This window comes from Aquabacter cavernae, from assembly GCF_003993795.1.
GTDB classification, from domain to species: domain Bacteria; phylum Pseudomonadota; class Alphaproteobacteria; order Rhizobiales; family Xanthobacteraceae; genus Aquabacter; species Aquabacter cavernae.
Map to the genome: position 1 here is coordinate 960,179 of NZ_RWKV01000008.1, position 26,496 is coordinate 986,674.

Annotated in this window: 27 protein-coding genes; 11 read left to right on the plus strand and 16 right to left on the minus strand. The window is 67.7% G+C overall.

The genetic code is table 11. The features are described from left to right. Nucleotides 1-133: 133 nt before the first annotated feature. Together EJJ38_RS09140 and EJJ38_RS09145 are read left to right on the plus strand one after the other, a co-directional pair. Complete coding sequence (locus EJJ38_RS09140) at nt 134-1,000, plus strand: VOC family protein (protein ID WP_205666130.1); 867 nt, start codon at nt 134-136, stop codon at nt 998-1,000. Nucleotides 1,001-1,071: 71 nt separating this feature from the next. Then, nucleotides 1,072-1,668 (plus strand): nucleoside 2-deoxyribosyltransferase, encoded by a 597-nt coding sequence (locus EJJ38_RS09145; protein ID WP_127089763.1) that lies wholly within the window; start codon nt 1,072-1,074, stop codon nt 1,666-1,668. A 27-nt stretch (nt 1,669-1,695) separates the two neighbouring features. On the opposite strand, the gene EJJ38_RS09150 is transcribed toward EJJ38_RS09145, so the two are convergent. Both EJJ38_RS09150 and EJJ38_RS09155 read right to left on the minus strand, forming a co-directional pair. Beyond that, the gene (locus tag EJJ38_RS09150; protein ID WP_127089764.1) at nt 1,696-2,844 is read right to left on the minus strand and encodes an AGE family epimerase/isomerase; all 1,149 of its coding nucleotides are present in this window, start codon (nt 2,842-2,844) and stop codon (nt 1,696-1,698) included. Then, nucleotides 2,841-3,392 (minus strand): D-glycero-alpha-D-manno-heptose-1,7-bisphosphate 7-phosphatase, encoded by a 552-nt coding sequence (locus EJJ38_RS09155; RefSeq protein ID WP_127089765.1) that lies wholly within the window; start codon nt 3,390-3,392, stop codon nt 2,841-2,843. The genes EJJ38_RS09150 and EJJ38_RS09155 overlap by 4 nt, the downstream gene beginning before the upstream one ends. A gap of 117 nt (nt 3,393-3,509) precedes the next feature. Between EJJ38_RS09155 and EJJ38_RS09160 the strand changes: the two genes are divergently transcribed. Then, entirely contained in the window at nt 3,510-3,785 is a 276-nt protein-coding gene (locus EJJ38_RS09160) for a DNA-binding protein (RefSeq protein WP_127089766.1), read from the plus strand. 141 nt (nt 3,786-3,926) lie between these two features. Continuing rightward, nucleotides 3,927-4,142 carry a hypothetical protein gene (locus EJJ38_RS09165; protein WP_127089767.1) on the plus strand — a complete coding sequence of 72 codons (216 nt, stop codon included), beginning with the start codon at nt 3,927-3,929 and terminating at the stop codon, nt 4,140-4,142. A 9-nt stretch (nt 4,143-4,151) separates the two neighbouring features. Here EJJ38_RS09165 and EJJ38_RS09170 read toward each other — a convergent pair whose 3' ends face one another. The 3 genes from EJJ38_RS09170 to EJJ38_RS09180 all read right to left on the minus strand — a co-directional run bounded on the left by EJJ38_RS09170 (nt 4,152) and on the right by EJJ38_RS09180 (nt 6,427). Continuing rightward, complete coding sequence (locus tag EJJ38_RS09170) at nt 4,152-4,820, minus strand: O-methyltransferase (protein WP_127089768.1); 669 nt, start codon at nt 4,818-4,820, stop codon at nt 4,152-4,154. Between the two features lie 99 nt (nt 4,821-4,919). Further along, nucleotides 4,920-5,351 carry a DUF6163 family protein gene (locus EJJ38_RS09175; protein ID WP_127089769.1) on the minus strand — a complete coding sequence of 144 codons (432 nt, stop codon included), beginning with the start codon at nt 5,349-5,351 and terminating at the stop codon, nt 4,920-4,922. A gap of 5 nt (nt 5,352-5,356) precedes the next feature. Continuing rightward, nucleotides 5,357-6,427 (minus strand): enoyl-CoA hydratase/isomerase family protein, encoded by a 1,071-nt coding sequence (locus EJJ38_RS09180; protein ID WP_127089770.1) that lies wholly within the window; start codon nt 6,425-6,427, stop codon nt 5,357-5,359. Nucleotides 6,428-6,586: 159 nt separating this feature from the next. On the opposite strand from EJJ38_RS09180, the gene hemB reads away from it, so the two are divergent. The 5 genes from hemB (at nt 6,587) to EJJ38_RS09205 (ending at nt 11,031) form a co-directional block, all read left to right on the plus strand. Continuing rightward, complete coding sequence (gene hemB / locus EJJ38_RS09185) at nt 6,587-7,636, plus strand: porphobilinogen synthase (RefSeq protein ID WP_127089771.1); 1,050 nt, start codon at nt 6,587-6,589, stop codon at nt 7,634-7,636. A gap of 3 nt (nt 7,637-7,639) precedes the next feature. Then, a complete protein-coding gene (locus tag EJJ38_RS09190) occupies nt 7,640-8,884 on the plus strand; it encodes a threonine ammonia-lyase (protein ID WP_205666131.1) in 1,245 nt (414 codons plus the stop codon). A 79-nt stretch (nt 8,885-8,963) separates the two neighbouring features. Next, nucleotides 8,964-9,503, plus strand: a complete 540-nt coding sequence (locus EJJ38_RS09195) for an RDD family protein (RefSeq protein ID WP_127089772.1) — start codon at nt 8,964-8,966, stop codon at nt 9,501-9,503. A gap of 92 nt (nt 9,504-9,595) precedes the next feature. Then, complete coding sequence (locus tag EJJ38_RS09200) at nt 9,596-10,369, plus strand: arginyltransferase (protein WP_127089773.1); 774 nt, start codon at nt 9,596-9,598, stop codon at nt 10,367-10,369. After that, nucleotides 10,366-11,031 carry a MarC family protein gene (locus EJJ38_RS09205; RefSeq protein WP_245454164.1) on the plus strand — a complete coding sequence of 222 codons (666 nt, stop codon included), beginning with the start codon at nt 10,366-10,368 and terminating at the stop codon, nt 11,029-11,031. Before EJJ38_RS09200 ends, EJJ38_RS09205 begins: the two co-directional genes overlap by 4 nt. A gap of 21 nt (nt 11,032-11,052) precedes the next feature. Here the strand turns inward: EJJ38_RS09205 and EJJ38_RS09210 are convergent, their stop codons facing one another. Both EJJ38_RS09210 and parC read right to left on the minus strand, forming a co-directional pair. Further along, complete coding sequence (locus EJJ38_RS09210) at nt 11,053-12,843, minus strand: chloride channel protein (RefSeq protein ID WP_127089775.1); 1,791 nt, start codon at nt 12,841-12,843, stop codon at nt 11,053-11,055. Between the two features lie 8 nt (nt 12,844-12,851). After that, complete coding sequence (gene parC / locus EJJ38_RS09215; RefSeq protein WP_127090339.1) at nt 12,852-15,089, minus strand: DNA topoisomerase IV subunit A; 2,238 nt, start codon at nt 15,087-15,089, stop codon at nt 12,852-12,854. 303 nt (nt 15,090-15,392) lie between these two features. Here parC and EJJ38_RS09220 point away from each other — a divergent pair, with 303 nt between their 5' ends. Further along, on the plus strand, nt 15,393-15,731 hold the full coding sequence (locus EJJ38_RS09220) for a hypothetical protein (RefSeq protein WP_127089776.1): 339 nt from the start codon (nt 15,393-15,395) through the stop codon (nt 15,729-15,731). On the opposite strand, the gene recO is transcribed toward EJJ38_RS09220, so the two are convergent. From recO to EJJ38_RS09265, 9 genes are all read right to left on the minus strand, one after another. Continuing rightward, a complete protein-coding gene (gene recO / locus EJJ38_RS09225) occupies nt 15,725-16,450 on the minus strand; it encodes a DNA repair protein RecO (protein WP_127089777.1) in 726 nt (241 codons plus the stop codon). The two genes, EJJ38_RS09220 and recO, sit on opposite strands and share 7 nt — an antisense overlap. Nucleotides 16,451-16,457: 7 nt before the next feature. Continuing rightward, nucleotides 16,458-17,579, minus strand: a complete 1,122-nt coding sequence (era, locus tag EJJ38_RS09230) for a GTPase Era (RefSeq protein WP_420836882.1) — start codon at nt 17,577-17,579, stop codon at nt 16,458-16,460. Then, complete coding sequence (gene rnc, locus EJJ38_RS09235) at nt 17,579-18,286, minus strand: ribonuclease III (protein WP_127089778.1); 708 nt, start codon at nt 18,284-18,286, stop codon at nt 17,579-17,581. Before rnc ends, era begins: the two co-directional genes overlap by 1 nt. Continuing rightward, the gene (gene lepB / locus EJJ38_RS09240) at nt 18,283-19,035 is read right to left on the minus strand and encodes a signal peptidase I (RefSeq protein ID WP_127089779.1); all 753 of its coding nucleotides are present in this window, start codon (nt 19,033-19,035) and stop codon (nt 18,283-18,285) included. Before lepB ends, rnc begins: the two co-directional genes overlap by 4 nt. Before the next feature lie 234 nt (nt 19,036-19,269). Further along, nucleotides 19,270-20,139 (minus strand): hypothetical protein, encoded by an 870-nt coding sequence (locus EJJ38_RS09245; RefSeq protein WP_127089780.1) that lies wholly within the window; start codon nt 20,137-20,139, stop codon nt 19,270-19,272. A gap of 5 nt (nt 20,140-20,144) precedes the next feature. Beyond that, nucleotides 20,145-20,579: a holo-ACP synthase gene (gene acpS / locus EJJ38_RS09250; RefSeq protein WP_127089781.1), complete on the minus strand. Its 435-nt coding sequence runs from the start codon at nt 20,577-20,579 to the stop codon at nt 20,145-20,147. Further along, the gene (locus tag EJJ38_RS09255) at nt 20,576-21,346 is read right to left on the minus strand and encodes a pyridoxine 5'-phosphate synthase (protein ID WP_127089782.1); all 771 of its coding nucleotides are present in this window, start codon (nt 21,344-21,346) and stop codon (nt 20,576-20,578) included. Before EJJ38_RS09255 ends, acpS begins: the two co-directional genes overlap by 4 nt. A gap of 11 nt (nt 21,347-21,357) precedes the next feature. Next, complete coding sequence (locus EJJ38_RS09260; RefSeq protein WP_127089783.1) at nt 21,358-23,568, minus strand: RelA/SpoT family protein; 2,211 nt, start codon at nt 23,566-23,568, stop codon at nt 21,358-21,360. A 116-nt stretch (nt 23,569-23,684) separates the two neighbouring features. Further along, nucleotides 23,685-24,659 carry a quinone oxidoreductase family protein gene (locus tag EJJ38_RS09265; RefSeq protein ID WP_127089784.1) on the minus strand — a complete coding sequence of 325 codons (975 nt, stop codon included), beginning with the start codon at nt 24,657-24,659 and terminating at the stop codon, nt 23,685-23,687. A 155-nt stretch (nt 24,660-24,814) separates the two neighbouring features. Between EJJ38_RS09265 and EJJ38_RS09270 the strand changes: the two genes are divergently transcribed. Further along, nucleotides 24,815-26,461, plus strand: coding sequence for a Na/Pi symporter (locus tag EJJ38_RS09270; protein WP_127089785.1), 1,647 nt, complete (start codon nt 24,815-24,817; stop codon nt 26,459-26,461). Nucleotides 26,462-26,496: the final 35 nt, after the last annotated feature.

Sequence of the window (26,496 nt, forward strand, 5' to 3'; positions counted from 1 at the left end):
CCAACGGGAACGCAGCGCTTCATGTCCAGGCGCAGTTCTTGCCTTGCACCGGCGCAATGGCAGATAGGCGCACTTCGTCTTATCTTTCCGTCCATGCACTTCATGCCCGCACCGACGCGGGAAGGACGACAAGATGACCGCGCTTCAAGACATCACCTCCACCGCCCCCACCCTGCCCGCGGCCCTGACCATGGGCGCCGTGGTGCTGCGCAGCCGTGACCCCGACCGGCTTGCGCCCTTCTATGAGCAGGCCGTGGGCCTCAGGGTGATGGCGCGCGATGCGGACCGGCTGGTGCTGGGCGCGGGGCTGCTGCCCTTGGTGGAGATTCGGCGGGATGCGGCGGCGGCACCTGCCGACCGGCGTGCGCCGGGCCTGTTCCATCTCGCCGTCCGCGTCCCGAACCGCCGCGCCTTGGCGGAGCGGGTCATGGCCCTCCATCAGGCGGGCATTCGCTTTGGCGCCTCGGACCATCTGGTGAGCGAGGCCCTCTATATCGACGACCCCGACGGCAACGGCGTCGAGATCTATTGCGACCGGCCCAAGGCCGACTGGCCGTGGCAGGACGGGCGCATCTCCATGGCCACCATGCCCCTGGACCTCGCCTCCCTCGCGCCCCTTGCACCGCCCGTTCCCGGCCCGGCGCCCGCCGGAACGGATATGGGCCATGTGCACCTGAAGGTGCGCGATCTGGCCGAAGCGGAAGCCTTCTGGGTGGGGCTGCTCGGCTTCGAGCTGATGACCACCTATCCCGGCGCCCTGTTCGTGGCGGCCGGTGGCTATCACCACCATGTGGGCCTGAATGTCTGGTCCTCGCGCGGCGCGCCAGCCCTGAAGCCCGGCCATGTGGGCCTCGACCACGTCACTGTGCGGGTGCCCGGCACGGCGGTGGAAGCGCTGGCCGAGCGGCTGAAGGCGGCCCGCTATCCGTTCGAGACCGTGGACGGCGCCTTGTCCCTGCGCGATCCCAGCGGAAATGGCGTGCAGTTTCACGCCGCGTAACCGGCAGGGAGTGGCCGAAGGGCCTGCAACTCACGTAGAAGCATGGCGTTTCGCCCTTTCAAGGCTCCGCCATGCGCACGCTTTATCTTGCCGGGCCCGACATCTTCCGACCGGACGCCGAGACCCATGGTGCCCGGCTCAAGCAGGTGTGCGCGGCGCACGGCCTGAAGGGCCTCTATCCCCTGGACGGCGCGCCGCCGGAGGCGGGCGCGGATGCCATCCGGCGCAAATGCATGGCCGAGATCGACTCGGCCGATGCGGTGGTGGCCAATATCAGCCCGTTCCGCGGGCCGCATATGGACCCCGGAACGGCCTTCGAGCTTGGCTATGCGGAGGCGCGGAGAAAGCCGGTCTTCCTCTGGAGCGACAATCCCCACACCCTCATCGCCCGCGTGGGCAGCGCCACCGAGACCGGCTGGCGGGATGGGGACGGGCATCTGGTGGAGGATTTCGGCGGCCGCGAGAATTTGATGATCGCGCTGCCCGAATCCACGGTCTTCGATACGCCGGACGCAGCCATCGCGGCGGCGGCCGATCATCTGGCGGACCATGCGCCGTCCCCTCGCCCCGTCCCCCGTCCCACGCTCGGCCTGCTGCAGATGATCGGCATCGCCGCTCTGGTGGCGCTCGCGGCGGGCTATCTGGGCGACCGTTTCCTCTTCAAGTGAAGCGGCCCAAGCCCCAAATCCCCGGCCTCAGTCCGCCACCGCCTCCAGCGCACCCATGATGTGATAGAGGCTGCTGGCCCGCGCGGGCTCGCGCAGGGGCTGGCCGTCCGGGCCGATATGCTCCCACCAGGACCCGGCGACGGGATGGACCAGGAAGCGCCGCAGGCCCGCCACGGCCACCGCCGCGCAGTGATCGGCCATGATGCGTTCGGCCTGTGAAGCGGCCTCGCTGCGCAGCAGGGCATGGGCCTTCACCCGCTCCGTCTGGGGCCACAGCCGGGCCCGATTGTCACGTACCGCAAGCGCGGGATCGAGTTCGTTCAGCGCGAGGCCGAGGAACGCATCGACCCCTTGGGCCTCCGCGAGATTGATGAGGCGCAAAGCGGCGGCGATCGCGTCCGGTCGCCCGCGACGTGCGCCCCAACGCAGCAGCAGCCATGCCCACTCGAACTGGTGGCCCGGCTCCACGATGGCCTCCGGGCCCTCGGGAATGCGCCGCCATTGCCGGTCATAATATTCATGCACCGCCCCGGTGGCGGGATCGATGAAGCGGTCGAGGCAGAGCTGCGCGATCTTGTCCGCGCGCTCCTCCCATCCCTGCCCGGGCGCGAGATCCTCCCAGGCTAGGAACGCCTCCAGCAGATGCATGTGCGGATTGGCCTTCAGGGGCGCCGTGGGTGGCGCGCCCTCTTCAAATCCGGCCTCAGGATGGGCGTAGCCCGCGCGCATCGCGTCGCGCAGCGCAGCCGCCCGCGCGGCGAGCCGCCCGCCGCCCTCTCCGATCCCGGCGGCGGCGGCGAGGCCGAACAGGACAAAGGCATGGTCATAAAGGTCGAAGTCCCTCCGCACCGGCGCGCCACCGGGGGCGACGGAAGGAATGACCAGCCCTTCCGCCTTCAGATGATCCCGCTCCAGCGCCGCCAGCCCATGGCGGACCAGTTCCCGCGCCGGGCCGTCCCAGCCCAGCCGGGCGGCAGTGGCGAACACATAGATCTGCCGGGAGACGAGCCGCGCCCGGCGGGGATCGTCCATGACGACGCCGTCCGGGCTCAGGCGCTCGAAGAAGCCGCCCGCCGCACGATCCACGCCGATGTCCGCCCAGAAGGGCAACGCCGTCCCGAACATCCAGTCCTTCAGCGCCTCTGCCTCGGCGGCGAAATCCGGCTTGGGGCTCATTGTGCCCCCGCATCGCGCAGGAGGGCGGCGATGAAGGCGTCGAGGTCGTCCCCGGTGAACAGGTGTCCGGCGATTCCGGCGGCGGCGGCGGCCATCATGTCCGTGTCCTTGTCCCCCACCATGAAGCTGCGGGCGCGGTCCACCGGCCAGTGGCGCATCAGGTCCAGCAGCATGCCCGCTTCCGGCTTGCGCCAGTCCGATGCCCGGCGATAGGGCTCCACGGTCCCCTCCGGATGGTAGGGGCAGAAGCGCTCGTCATCGATACGCGCGCCCGCCTCCGCAAGGCCCCGCTCCATATGCGCCCGCACGGCCCGGTAGGCGGCTTCCGTATAGAGGCCGCGCGCGATACCCGACTGGTTGGTGACGATGAAGGCGAAGAACCCGGCCTCGTTGATCCGCCGCACCGCCGCTCGGGCGCCGGGCATCCAGTGGAAGCGGGCCACGTCGCCCACATAGCCGAGATCGCGGTTGATGACCCCGTCGCGATCCAGGAACACGGCGGGTCGCAGGGCCGTCTTGTGGGAGGCGGGATCTGGGGTATCAGGCATCACGCCGCCGCTATAGCAAATCCCGCAGCCGCGGGAGAGGTAAGTTCTCTCTTTCCCGCGCGCCGCCCGTGTGACAGCTTGGCCCGAAACATAGTCCTCCGGGACGGAGAAACGCCCATGCCCCAATCCCTTCCCTCCGGTCGGCAGATCGCCGCCGCCCTCGCCCTTCTCGGTGAAAGCCGGGCCGATATGGCGGCCGCGAGCGGTCTTTCGGAAGTGGAGTTCGCCGCCGCCGAGGCGGGGGCCGCCGGTTCGGGGGCGCTGGACGAGGTACGCCGCGCCCTGGAGGGAGCGGGCATCGAGTTTCTCCACGATGGCGCTCCGGGCGTGCGCCTGCGCCCCCCGGCCGACGGCATCATGCCGAGTGATCTCAATGCCTCGAACGACGGCTGACATGGAAGGCGGACGCCTCATGCGCTGTCCGCTTGTGGTCGGCTTGGCTTGCGCTATCTTCGCTATCCCGCTGCGGTCCGGATCATTCGGGCGGCGGCCAAGAGCGGCGCACGAAAACCATCGCGCGCCTGGAGGACAAGAATGCTGAAGCACCCGTTGGAAGGGCAGATCATCGAAGGCCTCGGCGTGATCGAGACCGTCGAGAGCGACAATATCCTGCGGTGGGACGGCAAGATGGTCTATGTGGAGCAGGACATCTTCCACAACGGCCAGCTCGTCCATGCCAAGTACAAGCGGCGCGTGACGAAGGAAGTGGCCCGCGTCCTGCTCGCGAGCATCACCGCCTCCAGCAACTGAGCGGCGGCCTCAGTTGCCCACCCGCGCCAGCGCGAAACCGTCATAGCCCTTGCAGCCCACGGTCTGGACGGCAGTGACGGTGAGGCGCGGGTTCGCCGCCATGAGATCGAACAAATGCCGCGTCGCCTGGATGCGCGGATCGGTGCTGTCGCCGTCCGCCACCGCGCCGTCGCGGATCACATTGTCCCACACCATCAGCGTGCCGGGCCGCGACAGCTTGAGCGCCCATTCCAGATAGTTGGGATTGTTGGGCTTGTCCGCGTCCACGAAGATGAGGTCGAACGGCCCCTCGCCCCCCGCCACCAGCTTCGGCAGCGTGTCGAGGGCCGCGCCCTCCTTCAGCGAGATGCGCCCGGCAACCTCCGCCAACTCGAAATTGGACCGGGCCACCGCCGCATGGGCGGGGTCGAACTCCAGGGTCACGAGCTGCCCGTCCGCAGGCAGCGCGCGGGCCATGCAGATGCCGCTATAGCCGCCCAGCGTGCCGATCTCCAGGATGCGCCGCGCGCCGGTCATCTGCACGAAGAGCGCCAGCAGCCGGCCCTGGGCGGGCGACACCGCGATGGCCGGAAGGCCGGCCGCCTCGCTCGACGCCAGCACTTGATCGAGGATCGGATCGGGACCGAGAATGGCTTCGCCGATATAATCGTCAACGCGCGTCCAGACATCCCGAGCCATGGTAGGCCTCCCGTGAAACGCGGCCACGCCATGATGGCGAGCCACCGGCATTCAAGACATGACCGTCCCAAACTCCCGCTGCGCCGGACGGGAGGATCGCTATTCCTCGTCGCTCTCGCGGGCGGCACGCACGGAGAGCACCGCATAGGCCACCACCAGGGCCACCTCCAGCACGGACAGGACCATGAGGCGCGACATGCCCTCCGGCGCCCACACGCCCAGTGCCACCTGGGTGGCGGTGGCGATGAGCCAGAGCACCACGCCCCAGCCGGCCCCGAGCCAAAGCCCCACGCCCGCGATGGGATCGATGATGGCGGCCCAGACGATCCCCGCCTGAACCAGGGTGGGCAATTCCGGGAAGCCGCCGAACTGCCCCTCGCCGATGCCGCAGATGATGGCCCAGTGGAACACCGACTCGGCCAGCAGGAACAGCGCCACCGCGCGCAGATAGAAGACCAGCCGCCGACGCCAGGGGGTCATGCGCTCCATATGCGCCTTGGCGCTGGCGTCGATGGGGTCGTAATGGCTCATTCAGATCAGGCCAGTTCCGCCGCGAGGGAGAGTTCGTCGTCAATGGGCGCGAAATGCGCCTGGATAACGTCGGGATCCACATCCGCGAGGCGTGCCGGCTCCCAGCGGGGCGCATTGTCCTTGTCCACGATGATGGCGCGCACGCCCTCGTAGAAATCGTGCCCCCGCGCCACGCGGTTCACCACCCGGAACTCGGTGGCGAGCGCGCCCCCGAGCGTCAGGGTCGGCCCGCGGCGCATCTGCTCCATGGTGATGGCGAGGCTGGTGGGGCAAGCGGCCCGCATGGCGTCGGCCGACTTGCGGGCGAATGCCGCCGCCTCGCCGTCCGTGCCCGCGATCTCGTCCAGCCGGGCGAGGATGGCTCCGATGTCGGTGCGCCCGAAGGCATCGGCAATCAGGTCGCCATGGGCATCGAGGGGTGCGGGCGCGGGCGCGGCGGAATACGCCGCCAGGGCTGCGTCCACCGGCTCACCGCCTGCGAGCGCGGCTTCCAGCTCGGCCATGCGGGCGGACGGCACCACATGGGTGGCGAGCCCCACCGCCTTGGCGTCCGCCGCCTTGATGCGCGCGCCGGTGAGCGCCAGATAGACGCCCCGCGCGCCGGGCAGGCGCGGCAGCACATAGGTGCCGCCCACGTCCGGGAACAAGCCGATATTCACCTCGGGCATGGCGAACAGATAGCGGTCGCCCGCCACGCGATAGGCCCCGTGGGCCGACAGCCCGAAGCCGCCGCCCATGCAGATGCCGTCGATGAGCGACACATAGGGCTTGGGATAGGTGCCGATATAATGATTGAGGAGATATTCCTCGCGCCAGAAGGTGATGGCCTCGTCGGCCTGGCCCGAGCGGCCCAAATCATAGATGGCGCGAATGTCGCCGCCCGCGCAGAAGGCCTTCTCCCCGGCGGCCTTCAAGACCACCCGCGTCACCTGCGGGTCATCCGCCCATTCCAGCAACTGGGGATGGATCATCCGCACCATCTGGTGGCTCAGGGCGTTGAGCGCCTTGGGCCGGTTGAGGGTGATGATGCCGGCCTCACCCCGGCGCTCGAACAGGACCTCAGCCTCGCTGCTCACTGGTGTTCCTCGGCGCTTGTTCTTGATCAATGGGGGGCAGGGTTAGACGGGTGGCCCCCCAGCGTCAACGGTTCCGCCCGGCGGGGAATGGCCTCGCCTCCCGGTTAGCGAGGGTCTATAACCTCCGGACTTTCCTGCCACCGGATCATGAGTTCGACCATGCCCGTCAGCACTGCCCGCCCGCGCGCGAAGACCGAGACCGACACCGTGCCGGCGGAGCACAGCCTTGGCCTTGCCACCCGCCTGCGGCGCAACCGCAAGAGCGACTGGTCCCGGCGGCTGGTGCGCGAGAACACGCTGACCGTGGACGACCTGATCTGGCCGATCTTCGTGATGGACGGCGCGGGACGGCGCGAGCCCATTCCCTCCATGCCCGGCGTGGAGCGGTTGAGCGTGGACGAGGCCGTGCGCGCTTCCGCCGAGGCCGCCCGCCTTGGCATCCCCGCCCTCGCCTTGTTTCCCTATACGGACCCCGACCTGCGCGACCCGGAGGGCAGCGAGGCCCTGAACGACGGCAATCTCGTCTGCCAGGCGCTGCGGGCCATCAAGACGGAAGTGCCGGACATCGGCCTCATCACCGATGTCGCGCTCGATCCCTATACCAGCCACGGCCATGACGGCCTGCTGGAGAACGGGCGCATCCTCAATGACGAGACCGTCGCGGTGCTGGTGCGCCAGGCGGTGGTGCAGGCGGAAGCGGGCGCCGACGTGATCGCCCCCTCGGACATGATGGACGGGCGCATCGGCGCCATCCGCGAGGGGCTGGACGCGGCGGGCTTCGAGGACGTGCAGATCATGTCCTATGCCGCCAAATACGCCTCGGCCTTCTACGGTCCGTTCCGCGACGCCATCGGCACCGCCAAGACCCTCTCGGGCGACAAGCGCACCTACCAGATGGACCCCGCCAACGGCCTGGAAGCCCTGCGCGAGGCCGCCCTCGACATCGAGGAAGGGGCGGACATGCTGATGGTGAAGCCCGGCCTGCCCTATCTCGACATCGTATTCCGCCTGAAGGACACGTTCGGCCTGCCCACCTACGCCTATCAGGTGTCCGGCGAGTACGCGATGATCGAGGGCGCCATCCGCAACGGCTGGGTGGACGGGGAGCGCATCGTCGTGGAGAGCCTCATGGCCTTCAAGCGAGCGGGTGCGGACGGTATCCTCACCTATTTCGCGCCGCGCGTCGCCAAGCGCCTCGCGGGTCTTTGAGCCATGAACCGGCCGGACCTGCCCTTGCCCGTCACCCTGGCCGATGTGGAGGCCGTGCGCCCCGTGGTGGAGGCGGCGGTCCTGCGCACCCCCACCCTGAAGGCCCCGCGCCTCTCCGCCCTCACCGGCGCGGACGTGTGGGTGAAGTTCGAGAATTTCCAGCTCACCTCTTCCTTCAAGGAGCGCGGTGCGGTGGCGAAGCTGGCGCATCTCTCCGCCGATGAGGCGGCGCGCGGCGTCATCGCCATGTCGGCGGGTAACCATGCCCAGGCGGTGGCCTATCACGGGACGCGGCTCGGCATCTCCACCACCATCGTGATGCCCGAGACCACCCCCCAGGTGAAGGTGCTCGCCACCGAGGCCTTCGGGGCGCGGGTCGTTCTGTATGGGGAGACCGTCTCGGACGCCGAGCTGGAAGCACGCCGCCTCGCCGAGGCCGAGCAGCGCGTGTTCGTGCATCCTTATGACGACCCCTACGTCATTGCGGGCCAGGGCACCATCGCCCTGGAAATGCTGGAAGACGGGCCGGTCTTCGATTCCATCCTGGTGCCCGTGGGCGGCGGAGGCATGATCTCCGGCATCGCCGTCGCCGTGAAGGGGCGCGCGCCGCAGACCGAGGTGGTGGGCATCGAGGCCGGTCTCTATCCGGCGATGAAGTGCATGCTGGACGGCACCGAGCGCCCCTCCGGCGGGCCGACGCTGGCCGAGGGCATCGCCGTGCGCAATGTGGGCCGCTTGACCTCGGAGATCGTGGCCCGCCTCGTGTCGGACATCGTGCTCGTGGAAGAGAGCACGCTGGAGCGGGCGGTGAACGCCTTCCTCACGCTCCAGAAGACCGTCGCCGAAGGCGCAGGCGCCGCCGGGCTCGCCGCCCTGCTCACGGAGCCCGAGCGCTTCCGGGGCCGCACCGTGGGCCTCGTGCTGTGCGGCGGCAATATCGACCCGCGCGTGCTGGCGGGAATCATGATGCGCGAGCTGGAGCGCGACCACCGCATCGTCTCCTTCCGCCTCACCATCCTGGACCGGCCGGGGATGCTGGGGCGCATCTCCACGCTGCTCGGCAAGCTCGGGGCCAATATCCTGGAAGTGCACCATCGCCGCACCTTCCTGGATGTGCCGGCCAAGGGCACCCGCCTGGACCTGACCGTGGAGACCCGCGACCAGGCCCATGCCGAGGTCATAGAAGCCGCCCTCGCGGCGGAGGGCCTGCCGGTGCAGCGCCTGGGCGCCGGCGGCGCCGATTGGTAGCAGAGAACCGCCCCTTCAACGCTGCCTTGCCCTCGCCTCACTCCCCCTCCACATAGGAGGTGGAGGAGTCGAGAAGGACATGAGCTACACGTCCCCCGAGGACCGCGGTTTCGGAAGCATTGCCCCGGACCGTCCCCACGCCTACGATCCGGCAATTCAGCCCGAATATTTTGAAGGTGTTCTTGCGCGGCGCGTCATGGCCTTCGCCATCGATGCCGTTATCATCATCGCCCCCATCGTTTTGCTGGCCATCTTCATCTTCGTGTTCGGCATCGTCACGCTGAGCCTTGGCTGGATGCTGTTTCCGGTCCTGGGTCCGGCCTTCGCCATCTGGGCCATCTGGTACAATGCCGTGACGCTGGGCTCCCCTGCCTCGGCGACGCTGGGCATGCGCGCCATGAATATCGAGATGCGCACCTGGTACGGCGCCCCGGCCTATGGGCTGCTGGGCGCGGTCCATGCCCTCGCCTACTGGATCTCGGTCAGCGTCTGCACGCCGCTGATTCTCCTGGTGGCGCTGTTCAACGGCCGCCGGCGCCAGCTTCACGACTTTCTCGTGGGCACGGTGATCGTGAATACGCAATCACGGGCCGCCGGGCTGCGCCGCCGCACCTTTTGATGTGGCAGACCGACGGAAACCTTTGACCGCCTCGCCCTGGGGAGCCATGCTGTCGCATTGTTCCTCAGGAGAGGCGCCGGGGCTCCAGTGCCGTGACCGAGCATTCGCGCGACACGCCGCAATTCTATCTGACGGCCCCTTCGCCGTGCCCCTATCTGCCGGGCCGCGAGGAGCGCAAGGTGTTCACCCATCTTGTGGGCGAGCGGGCAGCCTCCCTCAATGACGTGCTCACCCAGGGCGGCTTCCGGCGCAGCCAGTCCATCGCCTATCGGCCGGCTTGCGAAGGGTGCCGGGCCTGCGTGTCCGTGCGCATCTGCGTCGATGAGTTCGACCTGACGCGCAGCTTCCGGCGGGTGCTGGCCGAGAATGAGGACCTGGCGGGCACCCTGCGCCCCGCTGCTCCCACCTCAGAGCAATATTCCCTGTTCCGCGCCTATGTGAATGCGCGCCACGGCTCCGGCGGCATGGCCGACATGAGCGTGCTCGATTACGCGATGATGGTGGAGGACACCCATGTGGAGACCCGCATCGTCGAATATCGGCGGCGCGGGCCGGACACGCGCATCACCGGCCGGACGGTGGGCGACCTGTTCGCGGTGGCCCTCACGGACATCCTCGCGGACGGGCTGTCCATGGTCTATTCCTTCTACAACCCGAACCTGCCCGACCGCTCGCTGGGCACCTTCCTGATCCTCGACCACATCGCCCGCGCCAAGGAGATGCACCTGCCCTATGTCTATCTGGGATATTGGGTGCAGGGGTCACGGAAGATGGATTATAAGCGTCGCTTCCTGCCCCAGGAGCGGCTCACGCCCGTGGGATGGGAGCGATCCGACGAACCCGTGAAAGCGAAGCCGCAGGAATGAGTCAGGCGTTCAACGTATTCCTCGCCGTCTTCGCCGCGCTGTTTCCGGTGGTCAATCCGCTGGGCGGCGCGCCGATCTTCTACCAGCTCACCCGCGACGTTCCGCCGGAGACCCGCGCGCGCATGGCGCGCAAGGTGGCGGTCTACGGCTTCGTGCTGCTGCTGGGCTCCATGATCATCGGCTCCCACGTCCTGACCTTCTTCGGCATCAGCCTGCCGGTGTTGCGGGTGGCGGGTGGCCTCGTGGTGACGTTCGTCGGCTGGCAGCTTCTCCACCAGGGCAACCCCACGCCCGAGCGCTCCGCCGCGCGCACCATCGACGTGGCGCAGATCGAGGGGCAGGCCTTCTATCCCATCACCATGCCCCTCACCACGGGGCCGGGCTCCATCGCCACCAGCGTGGCCCTGGGCGCGCAGGCGGGCCTGCATACGAGCGATCCGGGCATGATGGCGGCGGCCACGGCGGCGGCCGTGCTGGGCCTCGCCGCCGTCTCCGCCACCATCTATCTCGCCTATCGCTATGCGGGCGACATCGAGCGCGTGCTCGGCCCCAACGGAACCAATATTCTGGTGCGCCTGTTCGCCTTCATCCTGCTGTGCATCGGCATGCAGATCATGTGGATCGGCATCAGCTCGCTCATCACCAGCCTGCCCCACGGCTGAGGACGGCGGGGGGACTCCCGCTCAGGCGCCGGGATCCTCGCCGGAGAGCGTGCGCCGCTGCATTTCCAGCGCCTGCGCATAGGCATGGAGCGCCTCCGCCTCGTCCAGCAGGCCGACCGGCACCCGGGTCTTCCCGTCCACCACCGCCAGGATCGGCGTTCCCGCCCCGTCGAAGCGGCGCAGGGCGTCCTGGACATTCATGGTCCCCTCAAGGCCCCGGTCGGCGCAGATGGCAAGCTGCGCGGCCGGCATGGCGGGGTCCGCGCCATAGGTCATCAGCAGCCGGACGAGGCCCGCATAGGCCCCGGCCGCGTCCACCAGCAGCACGGCACGGGCGCCGCCATCGGCGAAGCGCGCGCGCAGGTCGCCCACCGATCCGTCTGCCGGAAAGACCGGCGGGCCCGCCTGCATCAGGCGCTGCACGGTCAGCTCCCGCAGGACGCCCACGTCATGGGCGCCCCTTATGCTCTCCCCGCGCAGATGCATGCGCCAGGTGGAGAAGGAGTAGCCGAAGCCCAGGCGCACCGTGAGCGAACAGGCGATGGCCGCCACGAGCACGAGCCCGGCGATGGCGAGGTTGCCGGTGGCCTCCAGCACCAGGAAAGTCATGGTGGCCGGGCCCCCCACGATGCCCACCGCCAGCGCCGCCATCCCCACCACCGCCGCCACGACCGGATCGATATGGACGAAGGGCACCAGGATCAGCATCACGCCCGCAAACAGCTTGCCCATCATGGAGCCGAGGAACAAGGCGGCGGAGAACAGGCCGCCGCGGAACCCCGACCCCAGCGAGCAGGCGGCGGCAAGGATCTTCAAGGCGAGGATGCCCGCCACAGACAGGGTGATGGCGGAGCCCACCTGGATATGGATGGCGGCCTCGCCGCTGGCGAGCACCTGGGGCGAGACCAGCGCCAGCCCACCCACCGCGAGGCCCCCGACCACCGGACGCAAGGGCGCGGGCAGGCCACTGCGGGAAAAACCCTGCTCGATCAGCGTCATCAGGCGCATGACGCCGATGGCGAAGGCGGCCCCCACGAGGCCCAGCAGCAGATAGAGCAGATAGTCCGACGGCACCACGTCGGGCACCTGGGGGATGATGATGGGCGTGCCGACGACGCCCAGCATCTGGGCCGAGAGATAGCCCAGAAGTGCCGCCGCCATGACCGGCGCCACATGGGGGATGGCATAGACGCCGATGATCAGCTCGAAGGCATAGAAGGCGCCCGCCAGCGGCGCATGGAAGGCGGCGGCGATGCCGCCCGCGGCCCCGCAGCCCACCAGCACCCGCAGGTCGCTGCGCTTGAGGCCGAGCTTCTGGCCGATGGCCGAGGCGATGCCCGAGCCCCATTGGGTATAGCCGGCCTCCATGCCCACCGAGGCGCCGAAGCCGTTGCCGATCACCGTCTGGCTGGAGAGGATGACGCTGTCCAGCAGCGACATCTTCCCCCCTTCAAGGGCGTTCGCCTCGATGGGATCCACCACCGGGGGGCGCCGCAGCCGCTTCACCAGAAGCGTGTAGAGGCCGATGATCAGCCCGCCGATGGCGGGCACGAAATACATGTAGGTGGCGGTCAGGTCCGGCGTGGCGCTGAGAAAGCCGCCCGGCCCGGTGTCGAACAGGCGCTCATGCAGCCAGTGGGCGGTGATGCTCATGAGCGTGGCGCCGGAGCCCGCCAGCACGCCCACCACGCAGGCGAGCAGCACCACCACCACTTCGCCACGGGCCGACACGGCCAGGAGCCGGGTCGCGGCCGGCCCCTCGGTCTCGCGTGCCGTAACCTCGAAGACCTTGTCCCGCGCCCCCGCGTCCATTCACGCCCCTATCGGAAACGATTGTTGCGCGGGAAGCCCTTGGGAGGAAGCCGGCCGGATGCGGCCCGCTCGCCCTGCCATTCCAGCAGGTCGGTCACGGTCCAGGTGCGTCCGGACGTATCTTCCCAGGTCAGGCCATCCGCGCGGGTGAACACCTTGATGTCCGAGAGACCGCCCTCGCGATAGCGCTGCAGCCGCACGCCGCGTCCGCGCGCCATCTCCGGCACCTGATTGAGCGGGAAGAGCAGGAGCTTTCGGTTGTCGCCGATCACCGCGACGGTGTCGCCTGCCGCCGTCACCGCCGCATGGGCCTTGTCGGTGCCGTCCACGGTGAGCACCTGCTTGCCCTTGCGGGTATTGGCGAGACAGTCCTCCTCCGACACGACAAAGCCGCGCCCCTCAAGGGAGGCCACCAGCAGCTTGCCGCCGGGCGTATGGGTGAAGACGCGGGCGATCTCCGCATCCTGCTCCATCTCGATCATCAGCCGCAGCGGCTCGCCATGGCCGCGCCCGCCCGGCAGCTTGGAGGCTTCCACCGTGTAGAAACGGCCGTTGGACGCAAACACCATGATGCGCGAGGTGGTCTCGGCGAAGAAGGCGTGGGCGAGGCTGTCATCGGCCTTGAACTGCAGGCCCGACAAATCCTGCACATGGCCCTTCAGCGCGCGGATCCAGCCCTTGGCGGACAGGACCACCGTGACGGGCTCGCGCTCCACCAATGCCTCGGTGAAGGCGTCCTCATGGATTTCCGGCGCGCTGGCGAAGGTGGTGCGCCGACGGCCCAGCTCGGTCTCCGGCCCATACTCCTTGCGGGTCTCCCGGATTTCCTTGGAGATGGTCCGCCACTGCGCCGCCTCGGAGGCCACCAGCTTGTTGAGCTGGTCCTGCTCCTTGGAGAGCGCATCATGCTCCTTGCGGATCTCCATCTCCTCCAGCCGGCGCAGGGAGCGCAGGCGCATGTTGAGAATGGCTTCCGCCTGGGTGTCGGTGAGCGAGAAGGTGGCGATGAGGCTGGCCTTCGGCTCATCCTCCTCGCGGATGATCCGGATCACCTCGTCGAGGTTGAGATAGGCGATGAGATAGCCCGCCAGAATCTCCAGGCGGCGGGCGATCTCGGCAAGGCGATGGCGCGAGCGGCGCAGCAGCACGTCGCGCCGGTGGGCCAGCCATTCGCGCAGGGCATCGGCCAGGGACAGCACCTTCGGCACCTGCCCGCGCACCAGCACATTCATGTTCAGCGGCACGCGCGCCTCAAGCTCGGTGAGCTTGAACAGGCTGGCCATGAGCACTTCGGGATCCACGGTGCGGGCCCGCGGCTCCAGGACAAGGCGGATATCCTCCGCGCTCTCGTCGCGCACATCGGCCAGCAGCGGCAGCTTCTTCTCCGTCAGAAGCTCGGCGATCTTCTCCACAAGGCGCGACTTCGGCACGCCGTAGGGGATTTCCGTGATGACCACCAGATAGGTGCCGCGACCACCCTCCTCCTTGTGCCAGCGCGCCCGCACGCGGAACGAGCCGCGCCCGGTGGCATAGGCTTCCGCGATGCCCACCGGATCGTCCACGAGAATGCCGCCGGTGGGGAAATCGGGACCGGGCACGAACTGGAGCAGGTCGGAGGCGGGCGCGGCGGGGTGCTCCACCAGATGGAGCGCCGCATCCAGCAACTCGGCGGCATTGTGCGGCGGAATGGACGTGGCCATGCCCACCGCGATGCCTTGCGAGCCGTTGGCCAGAAGATTGGGGAAGGCCGCCGGCAGCACGCTCGGCTCCTCCTCGGAGCCGTCATAGGTGGGCCGGAAGTCCACCGCATCCTCGTCGATCCCGTCCAGCAGCAGCATGGCGGTGTCGGTGAGGCGCGCCTCGGTGTAACGCATGGCGGCGGCGTTATCGCCGTCCACATTGCCGAAATTGCCCTGCCCGTCCACCAGCGGATAGCGCTGGGCGAAACCCTGGGCGAGGCGCACCAGCGCGTCATAGACAGCCTGGTCGCCATGGGGGTGGAACTTGCCGATGACGTCGCCCACCACGCGCGCGCACTTCTTGAACCCCTGGCCGGGATCAAGGCGCAGCTGGCGCATGGCGTGGAGGATGCGCCGATGCACGGGCTTGAGGCCATCGCGCGCGTCGGGCAATGCCCGGTGCATGATGGTGGACAGGGCATAAGCGAGGTAGCGCTCTTCAAGCGCGGCCTTCAGATCGACCGGCTCGATGACGCCATCCCCGGGCGGACTGGTGCGGGTGGCCATGGGTTCCGGAGTAGCGCGGCAGGTCTTCCGGCACAAGGCGCCGTCATGGCCCGCCAAGGTCCGCCACGGCCCCGGCATCGCTTCGTCCTCATCCTGCCTCGGCTCTGCCATGAAGCTGAATGAAACGTCGATTTGCGTTTACCGAGGTGAACGCGCGTTCAAGAAGCGCGTATTTCAGCACCTGTTTCAACAGAAGATATTTTTCTGGAATGTTTTTATGGAACACAACCATGACATTCGGTCGTTTCACCTTTCGATAGGACGCGGATACGCGGCCACTCAGGATCTCCAGGAGGAGACGAAATGAATCGACTTGTCCTTGCTTTTTGCGGTGCGGCAGCGCTCGGCGTCACTGCCATGGCCACCGGGGCCAATGCGACCCCGCTGAATCCGGTCAATCCGGCGGGCGGGTCCGTGGGTAACATCACCGAAGAGGTGCGGTGGCGGCGCGTGTGCCGGCCCATGTGGCGCGGCCCGGTGCAGGTCATGAACTGCCGGAATGTCTGGGTGGGTCCGCCCCGTGGCAATAATTACGGCTACGGCCCCGGCCCCCGTTCCGGCCCGCGTTACGGGTGGGGCCCCGGGCCCGGCTACGGCCCCGGCTATGGCGGCCCCGGCTATGGTGGCCGCGGCTATTACTGAGCCTGACGCGCCACAGACGCGATGAACGCCGCGCGGGCGTCCGAAAGGGCGAACCCGCGCGGTTCCATGATGTGGCGGGACAGGAAATGCCCCGTCAGCCGGAACGCCTCGGCGATCTCGTCCGCCGTCGGGCGTATCTGCGTCGCCAGCAGGAAGGTGGGCAGAGGCAGCAGCCGGTCCGCATAAGGCGCGCCCGCCTGGGCCGAAACCGCCCGTCCGCTGCGGGGCGACACATAGATGAGATCCTCGCGCCCCCCCGTCGCCGCGCAAGTTTCGAGATCGAGCCCGAAGCCCAGTTCCGACAGCAGCGCCAGTTCGAGCCGCGCCATCAGGATGGCCGCATCGCGCGGATCCTCGAACGTATCGAGGATGGTCTGGCAGACGCGGTAGAGCGCGGGATGAGGATCGCGCTCCGGCAGCAGGCGGATGAGGCTTGCCATGTGGCTCACCCCGAAGGCCGCATGGGCGAGGCGCATCAGCGCTTCCGCCCGAAGGGCAAGCGGCTCCACGGAGAACGTGCCGAGTTGGTCTTCCAGGCGCGCACGCCAGGTGACGTGGAGGGTGTTTCCCGGTTGGAGCCAGGGCGCGAGGCGCCGGGAGAAGGCACCTCGCACAAGGCCCATATGGCGCCCCCGCGTGAAGGTCAGAAGCTCGACGATGGCGCTCGCCTCCCCGTGCCGCCGCACGCCGGTGACCAGGGCTTCGTCGCTCCATTCCACGGCGGCGTCAGTCTCCCTTCGGGAAGTCCAGGCCCATCTCCCGATAGCGCTCGGGATCATCAGCCCAATTCTCGCGAACTTTCACGAACAGGAACAGATGCACCTTCTGCTCGGTGATCTCCGCGATCTCGGCCCGCGCCTCCGAAGAGATGGCCTTGATGGTGGAGCCCCCCTTGCCGAGCACGATCTTCCGCTGGCTTTCCCGCTCCACGAAGATGGTCTGCTCGATGCGCACCGAACCGTCGCGCAATTCCTTCCAGGACTCGGTCTCGACGGTGGAGCGGTACGGCAGCTCGTCGTGCAGGCGCACGAACAGCTTCTCCCGCGTCACCTCGGCCGCCAGCATGCGCATGGGGGCGTCGGTGATCTGGTCCTCCGGATAGAGCCAGGGGCCTTCGGGCACATGGTGCGCCATCCAGCCCTTCAGGTCCTCCACGCCGTCGCCCGTGAGCGCGGAAATCATGAAGACGCGATCGAAGGACAGGCGCTGGGTGATCTCGGCGGTGAGCGCCAGAAGCGTGTCGCGCCGAATGAGGTCGATCTTGTTGAGCACCAGCGCGCGAGGGCGGCGCACTTCAGAGAGCGGTCCCAGCAGGGCTTCCACGTCCGGGTCCAGGCCGCGCTTGGCGTCCACCAGAAGCGCCACAAGATCGGCGTCCGAGGCACTGGTCCAGGCGGTGGAGACCATGGCCCGCTCCAGCCGCCGCCGGGGCGAGAAGATGCCGGGCGTGTCCACCAGAACCACCTGGGCGGAGCCGTCGAGGAGAATGCCGCGCACCACCGCGCGGGTGGTCTGCACCTTGTGGGAGACGATGGAAACCTTCGTGCCCACCAGCGCATTGGTCAGCGTGGACTTGCCCGCATTGGGCGCGCCCAGCAGGGCGACGAAGCCGCAGCGGGTCGGCCCCTCCGGCGGGGCGGGACGCTCACGGAGAGCGATCTCGTCGTCTTCGTCGTCGAAATCCTCGTCGTCGAAGTCGTCCGCGTCCAGATCGTCCGATTCCCCCTCGTCGGCGTCGAGATCCTCGTCCGCCTGCGTCTCTTCGGTCGTATCGTGCGTCTCGGCTTCGAGCGCGTCGTCCTCACGCTCGTCCGGGTCCTGGCCCGGCTTGCGTCCTTCGTCCGCGATCATGCCTCGCTCCCTTCGCTCACGCCCTCACGGGCCAGAAAGGCGGCGGCTGCCGCCTTCTGCGCATCCTGCTTGGAGGCGCCCAGCGCCTCCGCCCGCTCCAACCCCGGAAGCTCCACCGCCATCACAAAGCGCGGCGCGTGGTCCGGTCCGGTGCGGGACACCTCACGATAGGCGGGCGGCGGGAGACCCCGCGCCTGCGCCCATTCCTGCAACACGGTCTTCGGGTCGCGCAGCGGCCTGCGGGGCGCTTCCAGGCGCGCACGCCAGAAGCGGTCCACCAGAGCGCGCGCGGCCTCGTAGCCAGCATCCAGATAGACCGCCGCCACCACCGCTTCGGCGATATCCGCCAGAATGGTGCGGCGCTTGCGGGCGCCGGACTGGGCTTCCCCGACGCCAAGGCGGATGAAGGGGCCGACCATCATGTCCTCGGCCACCTCGGCGCAGGCTTCCTCGCGCACGAGATCCGCGAGGCGGCGGGACAATTCCCCCTCCTCCGCCTGCGGGAAGGCGGTGAACAACATGTCCGAGACGACGCTGCCGAGAACGTGGTCGCCCAGGAATTCCAGCCGCTGGTAGGAGCGCACGCGCAGCGCTTCCCCCTTCAACGCGCTGATATGGGTCAGGGCCAGCTCGATCAGCGCCCGGTCGGCGAAGACGTGGCCGATCCGAGCCTCCAGGGAGGCGAGGTCGTCGATGGCGCTCATCGCACCCACGTCATGAGGCGCGTCCAGCGCACCGTCCAGGGCCAGGTCCAGACCTGCCAGGCGGGGGTGTGATCGTCGATGGAGAAGAAGATGATCTGCGCCTTGCCAATGAAGTTCTCGAACGGAACGTAGCCCACCTGGCTCAGCACGCGGCTGTCGGCCGAATTGTCCCGGTTGTCGCCCATCATGAAATAATGGCCGGCCGGAACGTTGTAGACCTGCGTATTGTCGTAGAAACCATTGTCCACGAGATCGAGCGTCTCATAGGACACGCCATTGGGCAGCGTCTCCTTGTAGCGCTTCACCGGCACCATGCGGCCGGTCCCGTCATCCTGCATCACATCCGAAAGGCGCTCGCGCTTCACCGGCACGCCGTTGATCTGCAGCACGCCCTCGATCATCTGGATGCGGTCGCCGGGCATGCCGACCACGCGCTTGATGTAGTCGGTCTCATTGTCCTTGGGCAGCTTGAACACCGCCACGTCGCCGCGCGTGGGCTCCGAGCCGAAGATGCGGCCGGAGAACAAAGGCGGCGAGAAGGGAATGGAGAAGCGTGAATAGCCGTAGCTGAACTTGGAGACGAAGAGATAGTCGCCGATCAGCAGCGTGTCCTTCATGGACCCGGAGGGGATGTTGAAGGGCTGGAAGAAGAGGGTACGGATGACGAGCGCAATCAGCAGGGCATGCACGATGACCCGCACGGTTTCCATGAAACCGCCGTCCTTCTTCGAATCGCTGGTCGTGCTCATTGAATGTCCGGTCGGTTCCGAGAATTCTGCTTATCCCCCCCGCCGCATGGAGGGAATTGGGACGGCTCCGTCACCCCCAGGGTTCCGGTTTGCCCGGCGCCAAGCGCGGGCGGAAACCCGCCAAGCGGCGCGGCGCCGTTACCGCATGCCCCTCCGGAAACCGAAATCCGATCAGGCCCGTGCGGTTGGTTTCTATAGACGCTTCGCACTGGAGGGGCAACGCGATGGCGGGCCTTATGGCCGCGTCGCCGCCTTCAGCCCATCGGGATCGGCGTCGAAGGCCGCGCGCATGACGCCGAGGGCGTTGAGGTTGCCGTCGCGATAGCTCACCTGCCCCACATGGAACCAGTCATCGAAGATGTGGTGGACACGCACATCCGCATAGCCCGGAACGATGCCGGAGCGGATTTCCGCATGCTTGAAGTGCGTCTCGTCCATGTGGCGATAAAGGGTGGTCCACATGCGCCCGCCGGTATCCAGGCGGAGCATGCGATCGGTGCCGAAATTCACCTTCCGGGCGGGGATGCGGTCGAGGTCGAACAGCGCATAGCCCGGCCATAGATACCAGGCGCGGGAGCGCCCATCATGCTGCTGCACATAGCCATAGCAGGGCTGGTCCGCGAGCCGCGCCATCAGGTCGTCCGGCCCGAGCGGGACGAGGTCGTGGTCCAAGGTCGCGAAGCGGCGCACCCCGCTGGGCAGAATGAGATTGTGCAGGGTCCAGTTCAGCGCCGTGGCGTGGGAGCGGGAGGAGAATTTCTTCACCAGCGGCGCCCGGGGCAGGCGGCAATAGATGCGGCCCGCCGCCTCGCAATAGGCGCGGATCTGCGCCGGGGCGTCCGGGTCATCGGAATTGTCGCACACCACCAGGGGCACGCCGGGATGGAAGCGCGCCATGGCGTCCGACAGGAGCGAGATGGCCTGCGGCACGTTGAAGGCCACCGTGAAGGCCACGATCGGTGCCTTCGAGGCCCGGATGGCGGCCACCGCCTTGTCCTGGTCCGGGCTGCGCTGGCGGTGATGCAGCATATCCAGCGCCTGATAGCGGGCGTGGAACAGGCTCTGCTGGATCGGGCCCTGCAGCAGAAGGTCCCTGAATGTCACGCGGCTCACACGCCCTCACTGGATTGGGCGGGGAAAGCTGGGCCCCGCGGTTCGGCGCTGATGATGACGTGGGCGGCACACAATGGCCCCTCATCGGTCAGGCTCAGCTCGATATAGGCTTCATATCCGGGCGGAACCATGGCCCGCAACCGTGCGGCGGCACCTCCGGTCAACACCAGCGTCGGCTTCCCCGAGGGCAGGTTCACCACGCCCATGTCGCGCCAGAACACGCCCTGGCTCAAGCCCGTGCCCAGCGCCTTGGAGCAGGCCTCCTTGGCGGCGAAGCGCTTGGCATAGGTCTCCACCCGCCGTGCCCGGCGATCCGCCTTGGCGCGCTCGGCCGGGGTGAAGATGCGGTCGAGGAAACGGTCGCCGAAGCGCTCGATGGAGCGCGCGATGCGACGGGCGTCGCAGAAGTCGGTTCCAAGCCCCAGGATCACGCCACATGCCCCAGAGTGCGGGCATGGCCCTTGGCGATGTGCGAGCGCATGCGCCGAACCACCGTGTCCAGCCCGTCGAAGATGGCTTCGCCCACCAGGAAATGGCCGATATTCAGCTCCGCCACCTGCGGCAGGCCGGCGATCAACTCGGCGGTCTCATAGTCGAGGCCGTGGCCGGCATGGACTTCGAGGCCCAGCTCGCGTGCCCGCGCGGCGCCGGACCTCAGGCGACGGAACTCGCTGTCGCTCTCGATGCGCGCATCCGCGAGACGGTGATCGCACCAGGCACCCGTATGCAGCTCGATCACATCAGCGCCGAGGGCGTGGGCTGCCTCGATCTGGCGGGGATCGGCCGCGATGAAGAGCGAAACGCGAATGCCCGCCTCCTTCAGCGCAGCGATGCGCGGAGCGAGATCGGCCGCCTGCCCGGCGCAATTGAGGCCCCCCTCCGTGGTCCGTTCCTCGCGCCGCTCGGGCACGAGGCAGCAGGCATGGGGGCGCAGGCGCAGCGCGATGCCCACCATCTCGTCGGTGGCCGCCATCTCGAAATTCAGCGGCAGGGCCACTTCGCTTTTCAGGCGCACCATGTCGGTGTCGCGGATATGGCGCCGGTCCTCGCGCAGATGGGCGGTGATGCCGTCCGCCCCGGCCGCCTTGGCGAGCTGGGCCGCGCGCACCGGATCGGGATGGACCCCGCCCCGCGCGTTGCGCACCGTCGCAACGTGATCGATGTTCACACCGAGACGTACACTCGCACGCGCGCCCATGTGTGCCTCCCTCATCCGTTCGAGCGCTCGACCCCGGAAACCACCGCACGGCTTCTCAGATCCGAGACGATGCCGTTCAGGTGGCGCAGGTCGAACACGCCGACGTCGATGACCATTTCCGTGAAATCCGGCGACCGCGAGCGCATGGAGATGCCCTCGATATTGCCGTTGCGCTCGGCGATGGTGGTGGCCACCTGCGCGAGCGAGCCCGGCTCGTTCACCGCCGTCACCACGATCTGTGCCGGGAAGCGCCCGTCCGTCAGCTCGTCCACGTCCCAGCGCACGTCGAGCCACCGCTCCGGCGTGTCCTCGAACTGCTGCAGTTCGCGCGAATGGATGGGATAGATGGTGATCCCCTCCCCCGGCGTCAGGATGCCGACGATCCGGTCTCCCGGAACCGCGCCGCCCTTGGCGGCGAAGCGCACGGGCAGTTCGCCGTTGATGCCGCGGATGGGAATGGCCGCCGCGTCGTCCGAGGCATCGGGGATCTTGAACTTGAGGTTCTGCCCCTTCTTCAGCTCGAACCAGCCCTCGCCATTGGGCGCCCGCCCGCCCGTGCCGCGCTCGTCGGCGCGCGGGGCGCTCCAGTCGGGATAGACGGCGCGGATCAGGTCGTCGGTCTTGATCTCGCCCCGGCCCACCGCCGCGAACACGTCGTCCAGCGAGGTGCGGGCAAGGCGCGGCATGGCCTTGACGAGGGCGTCCTCGGAGAAAGCCTTGCCGGCCCGGGCGAAGGCGCGTTCCGCGATCTTGCGGCCGAGCCCCGCATATTGCGCGCGCACCGCCGTGCGGGTCGCCCGACGCACCGCCGCGCGGGCCTTGCCGGTCACGGCGATGGTCTCCCAGGCGCCGGGCGGGGTCTGCGCCTTGGAGGTGATGATCTCAACCTCGTCGCCATTCTTCAGCTCGGACACGAGCGGCGCGATGGTGCCGTTGATCTTGCAGCCCACCGCCGTGTTGCCCACGTCCGTATGGACCGCATAGGCGAAATCGATGGGGGTCGCCCGGCGCGGCAGGGCGATGAGGCGCCCCTTGGGCGTGAAGCAGAAGACCTGGTCGTGGAACAGTTCGAGCTTGGTGTGCTCCAGGAACTCCTCCGGGCTCAGGCCCTGGGAGAGGTTCTCGATGGTCTTGCGCAGCCAGGCATAAGCGCGGCTCTCATTGGAGAGGATGAGGGCCTGGGCACCCGACCCGTCCTTGTAGAGCGCATGGGCGGCGATGCCGTATTCGGCGATGTCGTCCATGTCCTGGGTGCGGATCTGAAGCTCGACACGCTGGCGCCGCGGCCCGATGACCGTGGTGTGGACCGAGCGGTAGTCGTTGGGCTTCGGGGTGGAGATGTAATCCTTGAAGCGCCCGGGAACGATGGGCCACTTCATGTGCACCACGCCAAGCGCCCGGTAACAATCCTCCATGGACTTCACGATGACCCGGAAGCCGTAGAGGTCCGACAGTTGCTCGAAGCCGATGGCCTTGCGTTCCATCTTGCGCCAGATGGAATAGGGACGCTTCTCCCGGCCCATCACCTGGGCGGTGATGCCGCGTGCGTTCAGCTGGTCCTGAAGCTCGCGCTCGATCTCCTCCACCAGCGGCCCGTTGCGCTCGCGCAATTCCTCCACCCGCTGGGTGATGGAGGCATAGGCCTCCGACGAGAGCTGCCGGAAGGACAGGTCCTCCAGCTCCTCGCGCATGTCCTGCATGCCCATGCGCGCGGCGAGCGGGGCGTAGATGTCCAGGGTTTCCTGCGCCACCCGGTCCCGCTTCTCCTGCGGGACATATTTCAGGGTGCGCATGTTGTGCAGGCGGTCGGCCAGCTTCACCAGCAGCACGCGCACGTCGTCGGCGATGGCGAGCAGCAGCTTGCGCAGGTTTTCCGCCTGCTTGGCCTGCTTGGACACGAGGTCCAGCTTCTTGATCTTGGTGAGCCCTTCCACCAGATCGGCGATCTGGGTGCCGAACAGCTTCTCGATCTCGGCCCGGGTGGCGCCGGTATCCTCGATGGTGTCGTGCAGCAGCGCGGCGACGATGGTGGCGTCGTCCAGCTCCAGATCCGTGAGGATCGCGGCCACTTCCAGGGGATGGGAGAAATAGGGATCGCCGGACGCGCGCAACTGGGTGCCATGCGCGCGCATGGCATAGACATAAGCGCGGTCGAGCAACGCCTCGTCGGTGTCTGGATTGTACCGGCGGACGCGATCGACAAGCTCGTATTGGCGCATCATGGCCGAACGGACCGCCGCAAATTGGACGCAAACTAAACTTTGCGGCTCAGGATATCACTTGGCGGCGGCACTGGCGCAAGGCCGAATTCGGTCCTCGCGCCAAATGCATAGCTGCGTCACGGCAGAAGCAGGCTCGCGCCCGTCGTGACCCGGTTCTCCAGATCGCGATGAGCCTTCTGCACATCCTTCAGCGCATAGGTCTGGTGGATGGGGATCTTCACCGTGCCCTTCAGCACGACCTCGAACAGGTCGTTGGCGGTGGCCAGCAGGTCCTCGCGCGTGGAGATATGGGTGTTGAGCGTCGGGCGTGTCGCGTAGAGCGAGCCCTTCTGCGAGAGCAGCAGGAGGTTGAAATCCTTGATGGCGCCGGACGCATTGCCGAACGACACCCACAGGCCGCGCGGCTTGAGGCAGTCGAGGGAGGCGGGATAGGTGTCCTGCCCCACCCCGTCATAGACCACGTCGCACCCCTTGCCGCCGGTGATCTCCTTCACCCGCTGCACGAAATCCTCGGTGCGGTAGAGAATCACCTCGTCGCAGCCATGGCTGTAGGCAAGCTCGGCCTTCTGCTTGGAGCCTACCGTGCCGATCACCTTGGCACCCAGCGCGTGGCACCATTGGGAGAGGATGAGCCCGATGCCGCCGGCCGCCGCCTGGATGAGCACGGTATCGCCCGGCTTCACCTCGAATGTGCGCCGCACCAGATACTGCACCGTCATGCCCTTCAGCATCATGGCCGCTGCAGTGCGGTCGTCGATGGCGGCGGGCAGGTGGACCAGCCCGGAGGCGGGAATGTTCCGCGCCTCGCTGTAGGAGCCGATATAGGTGGCGTAGGCGACCCGGTCGCCCGCATGGAAGTCGTTCACATGTTCGCCAACGGCGGTGACGACACCCGCCCCCTCGTTTCCCGGCACGAACGGCAACACCGCGCTCTTGTAGAGCCCTGAACGGAAATAGGTTTCCACGAAATTCAGGCCGATGGCGGTGTGCCGGATCTGAACCTCGCCGGGACCGGGCGGCGGCAGCGGCACGTCCTCATAGGTGAGAACCTCGGGGCCGCCATATTTGTGAACGCGGACCATTCCGACCATTGCCGTCTCCATCCCGATGCCGTCGTCCGGCGTGGCGGCATGATAGGCGCACATCGGGGAGCGACAAGCGAAAGAGAAGCGGCAGAGGCCTCTGGTGCACTGCAGCATTCTCGATTACGAGTCTTTCACTCGATCTCGCACGAGGGGACCGCAATATGTCCATTGCGATCGGCCTTCTGGCTGGCCTGGGTTTCATCTTCATCGGCACGCAGTTCCTGACGGCCAACATGAAGCAGGTGGCTGGTCCCCGCTTCCACCGGATCGTCAGCAGCGCCACGGGACATCCCCTGAAGGCGATTCTCGCCGGCATCGGAGCCGGCGCCATCATCCAGAGCACCAATGCCGTCACGTTCATCGTGATCAGTCTGGTGAGCGCGGGCGCGGCCACGGTGCGCAGCGCCATGCCCATCGTCACCTGGTCCTATGCCGGATCCACGCTGCGCCTGCTGCTGGCGTCCATCGACATGGATTCGGTGATTCTCGCTGGCGTCGGCGGGCTCGGCATCGCCTATCTGCTCGGCTATGACCGGGAGGCGAAGTATCGCAACCTCGTCGCCGCCGTGCTGGGGCTGGTCCTGCTGCTTTACGGCGTGCAGATGATGGTGCGGGTGTGCGAGCCGCTGCGCGAATCCGAGTCTTTGCGCGCCATCCTCGCCTTTGCCGACAAATTCTACCTCTGGGGCTTCATCGCGGGGACGGCCCTGGCCGCGATCATCCAGGGCCAGACCGTCTCCGTCATCGCCGTCGCCCTCGTGACAGGCGGCGTGCTGGCGCTGGATCAGGCCATCCTCATCGTGGTGGGCGCCAATCTCGGCTCGGGCCTCATGACGGTGGCGCAGGGCGCGGGCCTCGGCGGCACGGCGCGCCAGCTCAACCTCTACCAATTGGTGCTGAAGCTGATCGGCGTCGCCGTGATGCTGCCGCTGCTGATGATCGAGCATTTCCTCCATGTGCCGCTGATCCAGGCGGGCGTGGTGGCGCTCACCGGCGATCCGGGCTTCCAGGTGACGGCCGTGCACTGGATGTTCCAGATCGTATCGGCGGTGGTGGCGTCTCTGCTGAGCGCGCCACTGTTCGCGCTGATCGAGCGCATCAGCCCGGCCAGCCTTCAGGAATCCCTGGCCAAGCCGGAATTCATCACCAGCGGCAAGAATGTGGACATGCAGGCGGCTGCGCTCCTCGTGGAGCAGGAGCAGCTGCGCGTGCTGCGGCGCCTGCCCTTGTTCCTGAGGCGCTTCCGGGAGGATCCGGACGGCATCGAACTCACCGAGGAACCGGCGGCGACAAAGGCGTCCCGCATGGTGTTGCGCGACAGCAGCTTGGAACTCCTCGTCACCATCCAGACCTTCCTCAAGCAGCAGATGGAGACACCCGCAGGCCCCCGCGAGATGGACAGCATGCTTCATCTGTGGACCTGCAATCAGTTGCTCACCTCGCTCATCACCACCCTGCCATCCCTGGCGGAGCGGATGGACGACCTGGGCGGCCAGGAGGAAGTGGCGGCGTTCCTGAAGCGGCTCGCCGAATCCACCTGCGCCCTCATGGAGACCGTCTCGGACGAACTGAACGATTGGGGCGAGGAAAGCCCCGATATGCTCGCCGTTCTCACCGCCGACCGCTCCTCCCTCATGCGCAAGACGCGCGACGATTTCATCGTGCGCATGCCCGGCCTGTCGGTGGCGGACCTTCGGATCCTATGGGGCGTGACGCACCAGTTCGAGCAAAGCGTGTGGCTGCTGAACCGCTTCGCCACCACCTTTGTCGGCGTCATCCTGTCGCCTCGGCATTCTTCCCTCTCGTGAGCCGGCATCGCGCGCCGTATGGTGGCGCGAGAGAC

What these genes read in the sequence shown, in the direction of transcription:
- EJJ38_RS09170 (WP_127089768.1), bottom strand. Translation starts at nt 4,820, where the DNA reads ATGGCTCGGGATGTCTGGACGCGCGTTGACGATTATATCGGCGAAGCC.
- EJJ38_RS09165 (WP_127089767.1), top strand. Translation starts at nt 3,927, where the DNA reads ATGCTGAAGCACCCGTTGGAAGGGCAGATCATCGAAGGCCTCGGCGTG.
- EJJ38_RS09150 (WP_127089764.1), bottom strand. Translation starts at nt 2,844, where the DNA reads ATGAGCCCCAAGCCGGATTTCGCCGCCGAGGCAGAGGCGCTGAAGGAC.
- EJJ38_RS09195 (WP_127089772.1), top strand. Translation starts at nt 8,964, where the DNA reads ATGAGCTACACGTCCCCCGAGGACCGCGGTTTCGGAAGCATTGCCCCG.
- EJJ38_RS09145 (WP_127089763.1), top strand. Translation starts at nt 1,072, where the DNA reads ATGCGCACGCTTTATCTTGCCGGGCCCGACATCTTCCGACCGGACGCC.
- EJJ38_RS09160 (WP_127089766.1), top strand. Translation starts at nt 3,510, where the DNA reads ATGCCCCAATCCCTTCCCTCCGGTCGGCAGATCGCCGCCGCCCTCGCC.
- EJJ38_RS09265 (WP_127089784.1), bottom strand. Translation starts at nt 24,659, where the DNA reads ATGGTCGGAATGGTCCGCGTTCACAAATATGGCGGCCCCGAGGTTCTC.
- EJJ38_RS09270 (WP_127089785.1), top strand. Translation starts at nt 24,815, where the DNA reads ATGTCCATTGCGATCGGCCTTCTGGCTGGCCTGGGTTTCATCTTCATC.
- EJJ38_RS09255 (WP_127089782.1), bottom strand. Translation starts at nt 21,346, where the DNA reads ATGGGCGCGCGTGCGAGTGTACGTCTCGGTGTGAACATCGATCACGTT.
- EJJ38_RS09210 (WP_127089775.1), bottom strand. Translation starts at nt 12,843, where the DNA reads ATGGACGCGGGGGCGCGGGACAAGGTCTTCGAGGTTACGGCACGCGAG.
- EJJ38_RS09260 (WP_127089783.1), bottom strand. Translation starts at nt 23,568, where the DNA reads ATGATGCGCCAATACGAGCTTGTCGATCGCGTCCGCCGGTACAATCCA.
- EJJ38_RS09140 (WP_205666130.1), top strand. Translation starts at nt 134, where the DNA reads ATGACCGCGCTTCAAGACATCACCTCCACCGCCCCCACCCTGCCCGCG.
- EJJ38_RS09220 (WP_127089776.1), top strand. Translation starts at nt 15,393, where the DNA reads ATGAATCGACTTGTCCTTGCTTTTTGCGGTGCGGCAGCGCTCGGCGTC.
- hemB (WP_127089771.1), top strand. Translation starts at nt 6,587, where the DNA reads ATGCCCGTCAGCACTGCCCGCCCGCGCGCGAAGACCGAGACCGACACC.
- rnc (WP_127089778.1), bottom strand. Translation starts at nt 18,286, where the DNA reads ATGAGCGCCATCGACGACCTCGCCTCCCTGGAGGCTCGGATCGGCCAC.
- EJJ38_RS09155 (WP_127089765.1), bottom strand. Translation starts at nt 3,392, where the DNA reads ATGCCTGATACCCCAGATCCCGCCTCCCACAAGACGGCCCTGCGACCC.
- EJJ38_RS09205 (WP_245454164.1), top strand. Translation starts at nt 10,366, where the DNA reads ATGAGTCAGGCGTTCAACGTATTCCTCGCCGTCTTCGCCGCGCTGTTT.
- parC (WP_127090339.1), bottom strand. Translation starts at nt 15,089, where the DNA reads ATGGCCACCCGCACCAGTCCGCCCGGGGATGGCGTCATCGAGCCGGTC.
- EJJ38_RS09190 (WP_205666131.1), top strand. Translation starts at nt 7,640, where the DNA reads ATGAACCGGCCGGACCTGCCCTTGCCCGTCACCCTGGCCGATGTGGAG.
- lepB (WP_127089779.1), bottom strand. Translation starts at nt 19,035, where the DNA reads ATGAGCACGACCAGCGATTCGAAGAAGGACGGCGGTTTCATGGAAACC.
- EJJ38_RS09175 (WP_127089769.1), bottom strand. Translation starts at nt 5,351, where the DNA reads ATGAGCCATTACGACCCCATCGACGCCAGCGCCAAGGCGCATATGGAG.